General features: G+C 26.1%; 10 protein-coding genes. 7 read left to right on the top strand and 3 right to left on the bottom strand.

Going from position 1 to position 17,284, the window contains the following annotated elements; genetic code table 11:
- Positions 1 to 14: 14 nt before the first annotated feature.
- The gene (locus tag RT575_RS00740) at positions 15 to 1,073 is read right to left on the bottom strand and encodes a patatin-like phospholipase family protein (protein ID WP_313578030.1); all 1,059 of its coding nucleotides are present in this window, start codon (positions 1,071 to 1,073) and stop codon (positions 15 to 17) included.
- Between the two features lie 89 nt (positions 1,074 to 1,162).
- Here RT575_RS00740 and RT575_RS00735 point away from each other — a divergent pair, with 89 nt between their 5' ends.
- Complete coding sequence (locus tag RT575_RS00735) at positions 1,163 to 2,044, top strand: AraC family transcriptional regulator (RefSeq protein ID WP_313578028.1); 882 nt, start codon at positions 1,163 to 1,165, stop codon at positions 2,042 to 2,044.
- On the opposite strand, the gene RT575_RS00730 is transcribed toward RT575_RS00735, so the two are convergent.
- Positions 2,045 to 5,776, bottom strand: a complete 3,732-nt coding sequence (locus RT575_RS00730) for a metallophosphoesterase (RefSeq protein WP_313578026.1) — start codon at positions 5,774 to 5,776, stop codon at positions 2,045 to 2,047. It abuts the gene before it with no gap.
- A gap of 256 nt (positions 5,777 to 6,032) precedes the next feature.
- Between RT575_RS00730 and RT575_RS00725 the strand changes: the two genes are divergently transcribed.
- Positions 6,033 to 8,318: a hypothetical protein gene (locus RT575_RS00725; RefSeq protein WP_313384489.1), complete on the top strand. Its 2,286-nt coding sequence runs from the start codon at positions 6,033 to 6,035 to the stop codon at positions 8,316 to 8,318.
- 58 nt (positions 8,319 to 8,376) lie between these two features.
- On the opposite strand, the gene RT575_RS00720 is transcribed toward RT575_RS00725, so the two are convergent.
- Positions 8,377 to 12,090, bottom strand: coding sequence for a metallophosphoesterase (locus RT575_RS00720; RefSeq protein WP_313578024.1), 3,714 nt, complete (start codon positions 12,088 to 12,090; stop codon positions 8,377 to 8,379).
- Positions 12,091 to 12,114: 24 nt separating this feature from the next.
- On the opposite strand from RT575_RS00720, the gene RT575_RS00715 reads away from it, so the two are divergent.
- The 5 genes from RT575_RS00715 (at position 12,115) to RT575_RS00695 (ending at position 17,281) form a co-directional block, all read left to right on the top strand.
- Positions 12,115 to 13,308 carry a Pycsar system effector family protein gene (locus RT575_RS00715; RefSeq protein WP_313578022.1) on the top strand — a complete coding sequence of 398 codons (1,194 nt, stop codon included), beginning with the start codon at positions 12,115 to 12,117 and terminating at the stop codon, positions 13,306 to 13,308.
- A 72-nt stretch (positions 13,309 to 13,380) separates the two neighbouring features.
- Positions 13,381 to 13,881 (top strand): sigma-70 family RNA polymerase sigma factor, encoded by a 501-nt coding sequence (locus RT575_RS00710; RefSeq protein WP_313578020.1) that lies wholly within the window; start codon positions 13,381 to 13,383, stop codon positions 13,879 to 13,881.
- Positions 13,881 to 14,519 carry a hypothetical protein gene (locus RT575_RS00705; protein WP_313578018.1) on the top strand — a complete coding sequence of 213 codons (639 nt, stop codon included), beginning with the start codon at positions 13,881 to 13,883 and terminating at the stop codon, positions 14,517 to 14,519. The genes RT575_RS00710 and RT575_RS00705 overlap by 1 nt, the downstream gene beginning before the upstream one ends.
- A 23-nt stretch (positions 14,520 to 14,542) precedes the next feature.
- On the top strand, positions 14,543 to 14,851 hold the full coding sequence (locus tag RT575_RS00700) for a hypothetical protein (RefSeq protein WP_313384498.1): 309 nt from the start codon (positions 14,543 to 14,545) through the stop codon (positions 14,849 to 14,851).
- 45 nt (positions 14,852 to 14,896) lie between these two features.
- A complete protein-coding gene (locus RT575_RS00695; protein WP_313578016.1) occupies positions 14,897 to 17,281 on the top strand; it encodes a TonB-dependent receptor in 2,385 nt (794 codons plus the stop codon).
- The last annotated feature ends 3 nt before the right edge of the window (positions 17,282 to 17,284 follow it).

The raw sequence follows: 17,284 nt of genomic DNA, 5'->3' as shown, positions 1-17,284 counted from the left end.
TAATAAAAAATACTTTATGTTTTATTTTCTATTAATTTCTTTACAACCTCATCTAATTCTTCTTTGTGATTTGCTACATAGGTTTTTGCTACTTTCAATAAGGTTTTTATATTGTCATCAGAAACATTTCCTAAATCAATTGCAGATTCTGGAATTTTAGGATTGAAACGATAATAGTTTTGTTGGTATTTAGGTTTTAAAAGTGAATATAAACTTTGCATTTCAGTATCAACCATATCAACACCTGTCGATATAAAAATATCTACTAGCGGATCTACCCATTTAGACTTTGAAATTCCATATAAATCCTGATATGTGTATGACTTTGCTCGAGACCCATTTCCTATAGAAATAACGACAAACTCTTTTAACGGAGCAATACCGTTAAATTTTGATTCATCTTTCAGGTATTTATTAAAATTTATTTTCTGTGTTTCGATGTAACCTAGAAACGTTGGATTATTAGCGAAAACACCTCCATCAATACAGCAAAATTCTTCTTTAGCAAAAGATTGTATATTAACTGGCTCAAAATATGTTGGTGCAGCAGATGAGGCGCGGCAGACATCTTTTATATAGAAATTTCTGAATGGTGAAATTGCATCGATAGAATTAAAGATTTTTGGTTTTTGATTGATCGTATCATAAGCAACAAATGCACAAGGGCGAATAAGCTGTTTAAGTTCTGTATTTTTGAAAACAATATTAAGTTGTTCTTCTAAAACTATTGTAACTAAATTACCTTTGAATACCGAAAGAGGATTGTTGAGAAGTGTCCAAAATGTTTTAGAGAATATATTTTTACCTTCGCCCAAGTAAATATTAAGCGCATCGGTAATGGAATGTTTTGCTTTTTTGGGATGATTATCATCTGGCATTAATAACAATGAAGCAATGAGAGCGCCTGTGCTTGTGCCACTTACAAAGTCTACATAATCCCCTATTTTAGCTTCTTCATTATCCAATTGTTTTAATTGATCTTCTATATATTTTAGAATAACACATGTAATTATTCCTCGTATACCTCCACCATCTAATGATAATAATATTATTTTTTTCTCTTTGAATTCCATTTAGTTGATTATCTCATTTTTTAAAGTTAGAACTTTCATTTTAAAATATTAGCTTTTGTGACTATTTTTACTAATATTTAATACAAAGCATGAGCAAAGACCTATTTCCTACTTTTGATATTTGCAATCTGAATGCAGAAAAAAATAGTAATGAATTATTAACTGTTGATCGTTTTAGAGGATATGTAAACAGTAATCCACATTTATTACAAGTACATAGTCATAAATACTATCATTTGGTTTATTTTACACAAGGAAGTGGATCTCATTTAATAGATTTCGAAAAATTTGATGTTACAAAAGGAGCTATGTATTTTATGAAACCTGGGCAAGTACATCAATGGTATTTTAAAGAAGAATATGATGGATTTGTAGTTAATTTTTATGAAAATTTTTTCGATTGGATTGGGATTAATTCTTCTATTTTACATGAATTTAGATTTTTACAATCGATACAAGTAAAAGATCATGTTGTACAAATTCCTGATAATTTAGTTGATAAAATAACTGGTTATTTCCAGTCAATGATTGCTGAAAATACAAATAATAATCATTTCTCTAATCTAAAAATAGGATTTGATTTAATGAATTTATTTATTGATGTAAATAGAAGTTTAGAAACTGAAAAAGAAAAGAATACGCATTATCAATCGGTTTTACTTGATAATTTTCAGATGTTAATAGAAGAAAATTTCAAAACAAAAAAATTACCTAAAGAATATGCTGAATTATTATATATAACACCAAATCACTTAAATGCATTGTGTAAAGATATTTTTGGACTTCCAGCAGGAACTATAATACGTAATAGAGTTATTTTAGAAGCAAAACGATTATTAGTAAATAAAGAAATCTCAGTTACTGAAATTTCTTATTTATTGAATTTTCAGGATGTATCTTATTTTGTGAAATTTTTTAAAAAATACACAGATTTTACTCCTGAACAATTTAGGAAAAAATATTATGTATAATTAAAATCCAAAGTTAAATCCAACAACAACACGTCCTGGATCTTCACCTTTAAAATATGAAATAGATGCTGTAACAGATTGTACTCCATTCAACCAAATTCCACCACCTGTAGAAGTATGCCATTTATTAGAGTTTTCGCCATCTAGCCAAACTCGACCATAATCTGCTCCAATAAAAACACCCAAACGAAGTGGGACAATAGCTTTGAAACCGAAAGCATCAAAACGCAAGTCAGAACTTTGCAAGAAAACTTTATTTGCACTAAATCGTCCAGGTCTATAACCTCTAAAATCTGAATCACCACCCATAGATGCCATTTGATAAAATTCTATATTTTCATTCTGTCCCCAAACTGCTTTACCTTTTAACATAGAAGCTATTGTTAATCTTCCATTTGCAGAAACTTTGTGAGTAAATCCAAGATTAACTTCGGTGAAGAAAAAATGTCTATGAAAATCAGATAGATTCGTAATATATTTACCATTAGCGAAAAATGTCATTCCTAATTTAGGCAATGATTCATTGTCATAATTTTTGAAAATATATTTTATTCCTAATTCACCAAAATTTTGACCTTTAAAAACATCTCTATTGATATTTTGATCAGGTTCTCCAACAATTCGATTTAAATTTTCCTCAATTTGTTTATAACTATATAAGGCAGAAATATCTAAACTACCTATATTATTTGTTGATTTTATTAAAGATGGACCAAAACTGTAGCTATGTAATCTTATTCGATTATAATCCATTCCTAATCTTCGTTGATAATTAGCTGTTGTATTACCTAAACCAAAAAAGTTTGCACTAAAAGCTGGGCTGGTATATGTTGCATTTAAATCTAAATTCCATTTTCCTATAGCTTTTACAAACGTCCCTTTATATTTAGCTTCAAAACCTCCAGTAGCAAAATAATAATTAAGTTGTAAATTATGCTTTTGAGAATATGGGTTTCTATCAAAACCGTTTATTGTATATGTTGGAGAAAGACCTAATTTAAGACCATCATCTGGATTATAACCAACAGTTGGAGCTGTTGTTAAAAAATTATATTCTGGTTCTTTGAATGAATAAGTATTTATATCATAATCATTTTCAAATTTTTTAAACGTTAAAAATCTCGACTGAGAAATATCACTCCCATTTGCATAATCATAAATTCTTATTCTTGACGAGCGTTTTACTTCATAAATATCATCATCTAAACCACCTATCATTCGAATAAGAATAGATTTATTAGGTTTACCATCTACCTTAAAATAATCTTTTCCATTCAAACCATATAATCTAATTTCTTTTGTTTCTTTTTTATCAAAATCTTGGTCGAAAATCAATTTTTGATTTGCTGAAGAATATATTTTTATATTCGTAATTCCTTCAGGTAATCTAGTTATAATAAACTCATCATCTTGATCTGTTCCTTTTAAAATCACCAAACGACGTAAAACTTTATTATATTCTTCTGCATATTTCTCAAGATTAGATTTTCTATCCATTAAGTTTTGAATAATTACATCATCATATTCTTGTTTTATTTCCTTAGGTAATAAATCAAATGATTTTCTTATTTCACTTTCTGTAAGATTATTTTGAATGATTTCAGCTTCTTTTTTCCATAAATTTAAATCAGAAGCTTCTAAAATAGCTAAATCTAATGGATAAGGTTTTCTATTTAGCCATTTAACATTTTTAATATCATCTTTAAAATCCTGCATATGTTTTAGAGCTGGTGAACTACTTAAAACAATTTTAAAAAATAAACCATCATAACGAGGAAAAACCTGATCAGTCTCTTTAGAGATTGGTTTATAAATCATTTTATCTCCATCTCTGTAACCTGCCCAATCCCATTTATTTTCAGTTCTATCCCAATCACCTACAAGCATATCAAATAAACGAGCTCGTACATAAGCATTTTTATCTACTGAAGTCTTATTATCTCTTGTTATTAAAGCCAACATCTCATCAGTAGAAACAATTTTCTCTGGTAATCCTAATTCTGCATCCTCAAAATTTAAAATTTTATGATCTTCAAGCATATACATTTCATTTCCGAAATTTTCATTATAATCTTGTAAGTTTGTTTGCTTTGGGACATAAAATAAATTTGGATTAGCATGTAAAATATCAATAGAATTCATCATACTTGAAACAGCCAAAGGATAATAAGGATGATTTGTTGTATAAAAATCCATTAAAAATTTTTCTGAAAATGAACCTTCAAATTCGTTAGCGATATATTTATCTTTAAATGCAAATTGTTGAATGAATTGTGTTGCACTTTTTTTAATTGAACGCATGTTATACTCATCTCCATGGATATCTTGTAAAAGAAGATTTTTGGTTTGAGTTCCTCCTGTCATTCTAACAGGATATAACCCTCCTCTATATTCATTAAGATTTAATGTATTTACAGAAATATCTTGACCATAAACATTGCGATAATGTTTACCAAACAAAAATTCGTATGTTTTAGATTTTTCAGTTATTTTTTTAGGATAAATAGAAGTTTTTACATTATTTGGAAATGTTTTATCATTATATCCTTTTGCTAAAGCTATTTTCTTTTTTTCTGTAACCTGTTTAGATAATAGTAATTCTACTCCAGTTTCTGTAAAAGCATAATAGTTAACTTTAGATTCTCCATTATCGTACAAATCTAGAATTGCATAACCTTTATCTCCATAAGAAAAATCATTATCTCTTACAGCTTTTGCTGATTCTCTTTTTGAAATTGATCCACTTATAATCTGTTTTACATTATTGTTTTGTATATACTGTAAATTATTGTCATGAGCAGAAACAACAATTACATTATTTCTATTTTCTATTAAAGTCGAAATCTGAGAAGCTAACTCTCTATATTTATAATTATTGACATCTTGTGTACTTAAACCTGTGGTACTCCTCAACAAATTCAGAAAAGAACCAACTATTGGCATTGGTATTTTTATATCTTCACCAAAAGGATACAGCTGTTTTTTAATATCAAAATAGCCACCATGAATACCATTAGAATACAATGGATGGTGCATGGCAATAATTGTTATTTTATTTTGAAAATTATTCAATTGATTTTCTAATTCCTCAAAAAAATCTTCACGAGATTTTATATAACAATTTTCATTAATAGATGTTTGTTTATCCCAATTTTGTAAATACCATTCAGAATCTATTGTTATAATTCCTACATCTTTATTTAAACTAACTCTATCAATAGAACAACTGTTTTTAGGTAAAAAGCTAGCATTAGATAATTCTTTACTTACTATTTTTTCTTGTTCTAAGAGTCCTTTGATTCCATTTTTCCAATCTAAATTTCCAGGAATAAAAAGTGTTTTTCCTTTAAATTTCTTTGCTAGATCAATTTCAAGTTGTAATTTTTCTCTACTTTTTTGAAAATCTTGTTTTGTAGAATCTATAACAATTCCTTTATCATAAACATTATCTCCTAAAAAAAATAAGTAAGAAGAAGAATCAGCTTTTGATAGTTCATCATTTAAAATTTCTAAATTTTTCTTATTTTCAGGAATATCTAGATTCCCTGCGTTTCCTACTAAGTAAATAGACTGAACTTTTTTACCTTCTATATTTAGTGGCTCATCAACTTTTATATTCTTGCCAAATTGCGGATGTTGCGTAGCACAAGAAGATAAATAAAAACAAGAACCTACTAAAGCTAAAAAAGGATAATTCAATTTTTTTTTCTTTAGAGAAAACAATAAATTCATAAATTTTAAACATTAAAAACTTGTTTGAAAACAAGCATTATTAAACATAGAAAACTATGCTTTATAATTTACCAAAGATAATCTTTCTTTCGTTTATCTAATGTATAATTTAACTTAATCAATTAAAAAATAATTAAACAGAAAAACATCTATTTTAACCTTGATAATTTAGCTAAACAAGAAATAAGAAATAGTCAATTAAAAATATAAAAAACAATGTTATTTTTAAAAATGTTTGATTATTTTTAAAAATAATATGAAAGATAATTTTATCAATAAATTACCCATAAGAATTGTTTACTCTTTAGAATCTCTAATCAAAGAATTAGAAGATTCTGAGTATAATTATGGAGAATTCAAAGCTTTTTTAGATTATTTAAAAGAGGTTAAACCAGAACTTATAGATGGTGTTGAAGACTTTGGAAATTTTGAAAATTCACTAAAAGATGTAGAACTTATTATAGATAAAATCATACCAAAACCTTTAATGAAATATAACTTAAAGGCAATTACTGTTCCTTTTTCTGATAAATTTATTTTTACCACAAATCGTTTAAAAGATTTATTAGAAAACAATAAAACAAATCTAAAATTTGATTATAAAAATATTGATTATACAACGAGATATAAATTCTGTTGCTATTTTATTCTATCAAAATATTATAAAGTTAATTTAGATTTTAATCTTTCAAATCAATTAGAAATAGAGAATAATCATGGTTATAAAACATTTTTAGGTGCTGATATAAATAGTGATTATTTTAGAATTTTTCCTTCAGATAAAAAATTTGAATTAACCGAAAATGAAATTGATGAATTATTGAACAATTATGAAAACACAGCTTTATGGTTCGAAAAAATGCCTATTGGATCATGGATTGCAAAAGGTTTTAATATTGTCTCATTTTTCGATAATACAACTGAAATAGCATTGTCTAATCTAAAATCTAAATTAATTACCTATGGAGAACCTTTTGATGAAGTAAAAAATGACATTATTTCTTCTTTGAGATCCGTTTTCCGAAATGGAGACCTAAATGTTGGATTATCTGCTTATTTTGAAAATAAAAGTATTCTAGAAAATAAAACTTTATTTGATAGTATTTTAGATCAAAGAAAATTTTTAAAACTTAAAAACTCTGTTTGCTTTAATAATATTAATAAAGATACTTCATCAGAACCTAATTTCTATGTAATATCTGATTTAGATAAATTTTTGGAGCAATATCCAAATGATGAAATACTTACTTTTTTTAAAGACAATGGTATAAAAAGCACAATACTTTGTCCTTTAAAGAAAGGAGATAATTTTTTAGGGATTTTAGAATTAACATCAAAAGAAACTCAAGTATTTAATCGTGTAAATGCTAATATTCTAAAAGAAATAATCCCTCTTTTCGAAGAATCTTTAAATAGATACAATATAGAATTTGAAAATCAAATCAATGCTTACATTCAAACTGAATACACTTCTTTACATCCTAGTGTTAACTGGAAGTTTAGAGAAAAAGCTATTAAGCATTTGACAGATTTTTCTCAATCTAAACAAAAACCCCAAGTTTCTTTTCAAAATCTTTATCCGATGTATGGAGAAATTGATGTTAGAAATTCTTCTATTATCCGAAATCAAGCTGTAAAAATTGATTATCAAAATCAAATCAATTATCTCATCAAAATATGTAAAGAACTACATATAAGAAGTAATGATGATAAATTTTTAGAAAATATAAATGTTTTAAATCATTTTCTTTCTGAAATAGATAACGTTGATAAAATTTATTTTGAAAGTGAAATTTTTGATTACATCACTAAAAATATACATACAGAAATACCAAAACATGTTCTACCTGAAGAAAAATCTATTATTATAAAGTATTTAAAAAAACTTGATAAAATAACTGGACTTTTCTATAAAGAACGTAAAAAGTTTGACAAATCCATCCAAACAATTAATACTTTACTATCCAATAAGTTAGATTTTTATCAATCAAATGCTCAAAAAATTTTTCCTCATTATTATGAACGCTTTAAAACTGATGGTATTGACTATAACTTGTATGTAGGAAAAAGTATATCTCCGCTTTTAAAATTTAATTACAAAAAAATCAAAAAAATTAGATTTTGGCAATTAGAAACTATGATTAATTTAGAACAGTTGTATAAAACAATTCAACATAATATTCCTTTAAAAATGGACGTTTGTTCATTGATTTTTACAACTAATACAACTTTAGATATAACTTTTAAACTTGATGAAAAACGTTTTGATGTTAATGGTTACAATAACGCTAAATACGAAATTATAAAAAAGAGAATTAGTAAAGCTACAGTAAAAGGTACACATGAAAGGATAAGTCAACCAGGAAAAATTTGTATTGTATATACTGATGATTCTTTAAAAGATGAGTACATTGAATACATTCAAAAATTGATTTCTGAAGAACGATTGAATAATGATATAGAATATTTAGAAATTGATGATTTACAAGGAATAAGTGGTTTATTAGCATTAAGAGTATCTGTAAATTATACGTTAAAATAAACTTATTGATAAAAATCAAAAAAATAGCCTTCTAATTTCTGAAGGCTATTTTTTTTGATTAAAATCCGAAATTGAATCCAAATACAATTCTTCCAGGATCATCTCCCTTAAAATAAGATATTGTTGCTGTAACTGTATTTACTCCATTCAACCAAATACCTCCTCCTGTAGAAGAATGCCATTTTTTAGAATTTTCACCATCTAACCAAACCCTACCATAATCAGCACCAACAAACACACCTAAACGTAAAGGAACAATCGCTTTGAAACGAAATGCATCAAAACGCAAATCAGAAGTTTGTAAGAATACTTTATTTGCAGTAAATCTACCTGGTCTATAACCTCTAAAATCTTGGTCACCTCCCAAAGTTGCCATTTGATAAAACTCAACATTTTCATTTTTACCCCAAATAGCTTTACCTTTTAACATGGAAGCTATTGTTAACCTTCCATTTGCAGAAATTTTATGTGTAAAACCAAGATTCATTTCTGTGTAGAAAAAATTTCTATCTACATCTTCTAAATTAGTAACCCATTTTGCATTTGTCAAAAACAACATTCCAGATTTTGGCATTGATTCATTATCATAATTTTTAAAAACATATTTAGCACCAACTTCTCCAAAATTTTGCCCATCAAAAACTTTTTCATTAATCCCTATTCCTGGTTGTTTAACTACTCTATCAAAATTTTCTTGAACTGTTTTATGGCTATATTCTCCATAGAAATCTATACGACCGTTATTTTCTGTAATTTTAAAAACTGACGCTCCTATAGCATAATTTCTCAATCGAACGCGATTATAGTTCATTCCTAACGTTTTTTGATTATTTTTTGTTTCGTTTCCAAATCCAAAAAAGTTAGTACTATAAGTTGGTGTTGTATACAATGCGTTAATATCTAAATTCCAATTACCTATAGCTTTTATAAAAGTTCCTTTGTATTTTAATTCTAAAGCTTCTGTAGCAAAAAAGTAGCTAGCTTGTAGACTATGTTTCTGAGAAAATGGTTCTTTATCAAATCCATTAACAACATAGGTTGGAGAAATCCCTATTTTTAAACCATCATCAGGATTAAAACCAAAGTTTGGTAAAGCAGAGTAATAATTATATTTTGGTTGTTTGTATAAATATGTGTTAACTTCATAATCATAATTAGCCCTTTTGTTATCTAATATTGAATCTGATTTATAATGTTTTAAAGAATTATCATAAACTTTAATACGATCTGTTTTTTTTATTTCACTCTTATTACTCTCAGAAGCTCCAATAACTCTAACTAATATTTCTTTATTACCTTTTCCATCAACTGTAAAATTATCTTTACCTTTTAAACCATATAATCGTATTTCTTTGGTCTCTTTTTTATTGTAAGTTTCATCTAAAATTAAATCTTTTTTACCTCCAGAATATATTTTTACATTTGTTTTACCTTCTGGTAATCGAGTAATTAAAAAATCATCTTTTTTATCAGTACCTTTTAGAATAATTAATTTTCTAAGAACTTTATGATATTCTTTCGTAAATTTCTCTAATTTAGCTTTTCTTTTAATTAAATTATCAATTACTGTTTTATCATAATCTCGTTTTACCTCATTAGGAATTAACTGGAATGATTCTCTTATATATTCATCACTTAAGTTATTTTGTATATATTTTGCTTGTTCTAACCAAGCGTCAAGATTAGAAGATTCTAACACAGCCAAATCTAGTGAATAAGGTTCTCTATTAAACCATTTTACATTTCTTATATCATCTTTATAATCTTGCATATGTCTCAATGCAGGAATTCTCATCAATAATTTTAATAATAACCCATCATATTTTGGAAAAACTTGATCTCTATCTCTTGGAATAGGTTGATAAATCGTTTTATTTCCATCTTTATAAATACCCCATCTCCATTGATCCTCATGCCTATCCCAATCACCTACAAGCATGTCAAACAACCTAGCTCTCATATATGCATTCTTATCTACAATCACATTTTTATTTTTATTGATTGCTGCAAGCATATCATCTGTACTTACTATATCTTTAGGATAACCAAAACGTTCATCCTGAAAAAGAGACATAGGACGTTCTTCTATCATATATAATTCATTCCCAAAAAATTCATTGTATTTACCTAATGCATTTTGTTTTGGAACATAATATAAATCTGGAGTTGAATGCATTATCTGTAAAGGATTCATTAAATTTGCTGCAACAATAGGATAATAAGGATTATTGGTTGTATAGAAATCCATTAAGAATTTTTCAGAAAAAGTTCCATTAAATTCATCTGCTACATATTTGTCTTTAAATGCAACTTGTTGTATAAATTGTGTTGCACTTTTTTTAACTGAGCGCATATTATATTCTCTGCCTTCCTTATCAATTAATCTTAAACTTCGAGTTTGGTGTCCTCCTCCTTTTCTCAAAGCTCTTAAACCTCCATGTAAACTATCTAAATCGACAGTATTTGCAGAAATTGATTGCCAATAAACAGAGCGATAATGCTTGCCTAAAAAGAATTTATATGTATTAGATTTTTCTGTTTCTTTTATTGGATAAACTGAAGTCTCAACTTTATTAGGGATTTGTTCAATATATTTTTTTTCTATATAAACTTTATTCTTCTCAGTAACAGGTTTAGAAAGTAAAAGTTTTACATTATTATCTTTAAAAGCATAATAATTAATTCTAGAAGCTCCATTATCATATAAATCTAAAACTGCATAACCTTTTCCTCCGTAAGAAAAATCATTTTTACCAACTATTTTAGCTGATTCACTTTTAGATCCTGATCCACTTATAATCTGTTTTATATTATGATCTTGAACATACTGTAAATTATGATCATGTCCTGAGACAACTATAACATTATCCCTATTTTGTATTAATGTTGCAATTCTTGATGAAAGCTCTCTATATTTATAATTACTTAAATCTTGAGGATTAAGTCCACTACTACTTCTTAATAAATTAATAAATGATCCAACTATTGGTAAAGGAATTTTAAAAGATTCTCCAAAAGGATAAAATTGTTTTTTTAAATCATATTGTCCTCCATGAGATCCATTTGAAAATAAAGGGTGATGAATTGCTAATATAGTTGTTCTATTTTGATATTTATTTAATTGAGATTCTAATTCTTCTAAAAAATCTTCTCTAGATTTTATATCACAATTTTCATTTATTTTAGGATGTTTATCCCAATCTTGTAAATACCATTCAGAATCAATAGCAATAATTCCTATACTATCATTTACATTTATTTTATCAATAGGACAACCATCTTTAGGTAAAAAACTTTTTTTACCACTTAATTGTTTTTTTACAATTTTTTCTTGTTCTTTTAATCCTTTTATTCCATTTCTCCAATCATGATTACCTGGAATAAAAAGGGTTTTTCCTTTAAAATCTTTAGCTAAATCAATTTGAAGTTGTAATTTTTCTCTACTTTTTTTAAAATCATCTTTAGTAGAATCTACAACTATACCATTTTCATAAACATTATCTCCTAAAAAAATTAAATAAGCAGCTGAATCTGCTTTTGAAAGTTGATTTTTTAGAACAGATAAATTTTGTTTATTTTCTATTAAATCTAAATTTCCTGCATCTCCTACAAGATATAATGATTGTATTTTTTTCCCTTCTATGTTTTCTTGCTTTATATTTTTCCCATATTGTGCATGATGTGTTGCACATGAAGAAATAGATAAGGAAAGACCTAAAAAAGTAAGAAACGGATAATTTATTTTTTTATTTAGAGTCGGTAATATTTTCATACATTTAAGCGTTAAATATTTGTAATGAATCAAGCTTTATTAAAAATAGAAAACTATATCTTCAATCTATTCAAAGATAATCTTTCTTTGGATTATACCTATCATAATTTTATGCATACAGCAAAGGTTGTTGAAGCTATAAAAGTTTTAGTATTAAATGAAAATATTTCAGAAGAAAAAGTAGAAAAATTACTAATCGCTGGTTGGTTTCATGATACAGGTTATACAAAATCAATAAAAAATCATGAACATGAAAGTATTAAAATTGCAAGTGATTATTTAAAAAATATAAATTTTTCTGAAGATTATATCAATGATATAAAAAAATTAATATTAGCAACAGAAATTACATATACACCTGAAAATATAGAAGAATGTATTATAAGAGATGCTGATAATTACCATCTTGCACAAAAAGATTATTTCAAAATTTCTGAGTTATTACGAGATGAAATTTCAAAAACTTGTGAAAAAAAATTTTCTGACTACGAATGGAATTTACAAAATAGAAATTATTTTTTGAATATGCACCATTATTTTACAGATTCTGCTAAAAAACTATGGCTCAAAGGGAAGGAAGATAATTTAGTTACAATACAAAATAATATTAAAGAAATTAATCTTATTGGTGAAATTCCTAATAAATTTGAACTAAAAAAGAAAAAAAGTGATAAAATTCAACAACCAAATCGTGGTGTTGATACACTTTTTAGAGTTACATTAAGTAATCATACTAGACTAAGTGATATTGCTGATAGTAAAGCAAATATTTTATTATCTGTTAATGCTATTATTATCTCAATCGCTTTATCCACATTAGTACCTAAATTAGGAAACCCACAAAATCATCATCTTGTTATTCCTGCAACTGTAATGTTACTTTCTAGTGTTATATCAATTGTATTTGCAATAATGGCTACAAAACCAAACGTTACTTATAATAAATTTAATGATGATGACATTAAAAATAGAAAAGTCAATTTACTTTTTTTTGGTAATTTTTATCAAATGGGTTTAGATGCCTATGAAGATGCTATGAAAGAATTAATGGAAGATAAAGATTACTTATACAACTCACTTACAAGAGATTTATATTATTTAGGAAAGGTTTTAGAAAGGAAATACCGTATACTAAGTATTACATATACTATATTTATGATTGGAACAATTCTATCTGTATTAACATTTGCTGTTGCTCTACTTACTAATATCTTTTAAAAAATCTATTTAATAATGTAACGTTTTGTAAATATAAACTACATATTAAAAGGAAAGTAGATTATAACAAACTTGGACAATAAAGCAAACATATTTACTGAATTAGTTGAAAAAAATCAAGGGATAATACATAAGGTTTGTCGTGTTTATACAGATGACAAAGATTCTCATGATGATCTTTTTCAGGAAATTGTTTTACAATTATGGCGATCTTATGATTCTTTTAAGGGGGATTCAAAGTTTACAACATGGATGTATCGTGTTAGTCTAAATACAGCAATTACATTAATACGAAAAAAAACGAAATCAAAAGAAATAGATTACGCAGAATCTAATTTCATCAATATAAAATCTGACGATAAAGACGAAAGTCTAGAAGAAAGAATTACACTTCTATACGCTTCTATACATTTTTTAAATGATATAGAACGTGCACTTGTTCTACTCTATTTAGAAGATTTACCTTATAAAGACATCGCAGAAACATTAGGTATTTCTGAGGTAAATGCTCGGGTTAAAATGAATAGAGTAAAAATCAAATTAAAAGAAATAATGACTAAAATGGAACAATAATGGAGTTAGATGACTTAAAATCAATATGGAGTTCCATAAAAGAAGAAGATAAATTTGATAAAAATCAAATTTTCAATATGTTGAAGAAAAAATCTTCAACAACTATTAAATGGTTGTTTATTTTTACTTTTTGTGAATTTATACTTTTCCTTTTTTATAATACTTATGTTATAATTTCTGGAGAAAATTTTTTTAATAATGATGTAAAAACTCTTGTAAAAAGAACAACAATAAATAATTACGAAATTGCATCTATTTTTAATATCACAATTACAGTTGCTTTTTTGGTTATTGCTTATCGTTATTATAGAAATATTAACCTCAATCAATCTGTTGTTAATCTTATAAAAAATATTGTTGCATTCAGAAAATTAGTTAATCTATTTATACTAATAACTATATTAAGTTTAATCCTATTTTCAGCTCCTTTTTATTATGAATTAGGAGAATCAATATACCTTACAAAACATATTAAAGATGTTAATCCTATTGGTAACTCTAGCCTTTTTGGATGGATAGCAATAATTGTTTCTATTGTTTTTATTATTTTTATTGGTGGTATTTATTATGCTTTAATTCACTTGCTTTTTCTTAGAAAACTACAACAAAACCTAAAAGAATTAAGAGAAATTAAATAAAAATTATATTTTTGTCATTAGAAATGAAAAAGTACATTCAATATATCATGATTTTGATTTCACTGTTTATGACAGTGTTTCAGTCTTTGCATATATTGGAGCATTCATCAAATAACGAAGATATAGAATTAGAAGAAGGTTTTTCTAATATTCACGATACTTGTAATATATGTCATTATAACCAGCAGTTTGTTGATAATGATATAACAATTGAAATTGAGGATGAAATACAAACTTTCATTCAAAAAGATAAAATACTTTTCTCTAAACAGGTTAAACAATCTGTTTTATTAACTCACAAAAGTTTACGAGCACCACCATACATAATTTAATCTCAAAAAATAAAGTTTTTTTTACGTTATTAAATTATTGTATTCATGTCAATTCACATAAAATGGGGAATTGTTACTACATTATTGTGTAGTAGTACATTTGCTCAAAATATTTTTGAAGGTCAAATTATTGACAAAAACCAAAAACCTATTCCTTTTGTAACTATTTTCTTTGATAATAAAGAAATACTTACAAATACTGAAGGAAAATTCAAAATAGATAACTTAGCAAAAGGTAATCATCAAATAAAAATTGATGAGCAAGGTTATGAACCATTGAATCAAACCATATCTTTTGAATCAAATAAAAAATATATATTTACTTTAACATTTCATAAGACTTACCATTTAGATGAAATTACTGTTGCTGGTCATCATCATGATTTTACAACAGCAAATATTGAAAGAATTGATCAATCCTTCATAAAAGAAAATTATGCTGGTTCATTTGCTAAATCTCTAGAAAATATTGCAGGTGTTAATGCCTCTGGAATAGGTTCATCTGCTTCAAAACCTATCATTAGAGGTCTTGGATTTAATCGGTTAATTGTTAGTGAAAATGGAGTAAAACAAGAAGGACAACAATGGGGAGCTGATCATGGTTTAGAAATTGATGCATTAAATGTAGAAGATGTTGAAATTATAAAAGGTCCTGCAGCATTAGAATATGGAAATGAAGCTATAGCCGGTGTTATAAGAATCAATAACAATAATATTCCTGCAAAATATTCTACTTCAGGAGAAGTAAAAGGATTATATCAATCTGTAAATGATGATTATAGAATAGGATTTAATGTAAAGTCTAGAGAAAATCATTTATTCTATAAAATAAAAGGAACTTACGGAAATTTTGGTGATTATAGAACAACAACAGATCGTATTTATTATTTGAATAGATATTTACCTATATATAATAAGCGAGTAAAAAATACAGCAGGAAGAGATGCTAATGCTGAAGTTCAAGTTGGTTATATTGATGAAAAATTTCGATCTATTTTAACAATTTCAAACGTAAATCAAAAAATGGGATTTTTTCCTGGTTCTCACGGAATACCATCAGTAGACAGGTTACAACCTGATGGTAATTATCGTAATATTGATTTTCCTTATCAACAATCTAATCATTTTAAAGTGATATCAGAGAATGAATTTCGTATAAATTCTAAAAATATTATTAAATTTATTAGTAGTTATCAAAACAATCATCGACAAGAAATAAGTGCTTTTCACACTCACTATGCTAACCAAAAAGCACCTGAAAAAGATCCTAATTTAGAATTAGATTTTAAACTTTCTACTTACGATTCGCAATTAAAATTTGAACATAATCATAATAAAAATTTTAAAACAATTGTTGGTGTTCAAAGTCAATTACAATCAAATAATATTGCTGGATATAATTATTTATTACCAAAATATAATAGAAATATTTTTAGTGCTTTTCTTATTGAAGAGTTTAAACATTTAAATAAATGGAAAGCAAATGTAGGTTTACGATATGATTATTCTACTTTTAAATCTGAAGGATATTTTGATAAATTTTTATATAATTATCTTTTGGAAAAAGGAAATTCTATAGGTATTGCAGATTATTATGCCAATAGAAGTTCAGAAATTGATAGAAAATTTAACAATCTTAACGCAATGATTGGTGCTACCTATCAACCAACTAATATATGGGATTTCAATTTAAATATTGGTACTAATTTTCGTTTACCTACAGCTATAGAACTTGGTTCTAATGGTATACACCATGGTAGTTTTCGACATGAAAGAGGAAATCCTAATTTAGATGCTGAAAAAGGTATTGCTTTAGATTTTAAATCAACTTTTCATAAAAATGATTGGAATATATCCTTAAGCCCTTATGCTTATTATTTTAGTAACTACATATTTTTAAAACCATCTGGTCAATTTTCTATATTACCTCATGGAGGTCAAATCTATGAATATACACAAAGTAAAGCTATTTTAACTGGATTTGAATTTGAAATAAGAAAAAAAATTAATGGAAATTTTGATGTTCACTTTATCTATGAATATTTATATAATAGACAAATTAAAGACAATAATAAATTAGGTAATTATTTACCTTTTACTCCTGCAAATAATATTTTCGGACAATTAAATTACAGTACAAAAAAAGAAATTGGAGTTATTGAAAATCTAAACTTTTTCGTAAATGGTAAATATACATTTGAGCAAAATAAAATTGCACAAAATGAAGATATTACCTCTCCATATTTTTTACTAGGAATGGGACTTAAAACATCTCTGAAAATAAATAATTTCCGTGCAAATTTAAATATTCAAGCTTCTAATTTATTAAATAAAAGATATTATAACCATACTAGTTTTTATAGAGCATTACAATTACCTGAACAAGCTCGAAATATACAAATTATGTTAGGAATACCATTTGGAAAATAGATG

The sequence above is a fragment of the Chishuiella sp. genome, from assembly GCF_032109125.1.
Classification (GTDB): domain Bacteria; phylum Bacteroidota; class Bacteroidia; order Flavobacteriales; family Weeksellaceae; genus Empedobacter.
Note: the sequence above shows the minus strand (reverse complement) of the source record. Positions and strands in the feature narration are given on the sequence as shown.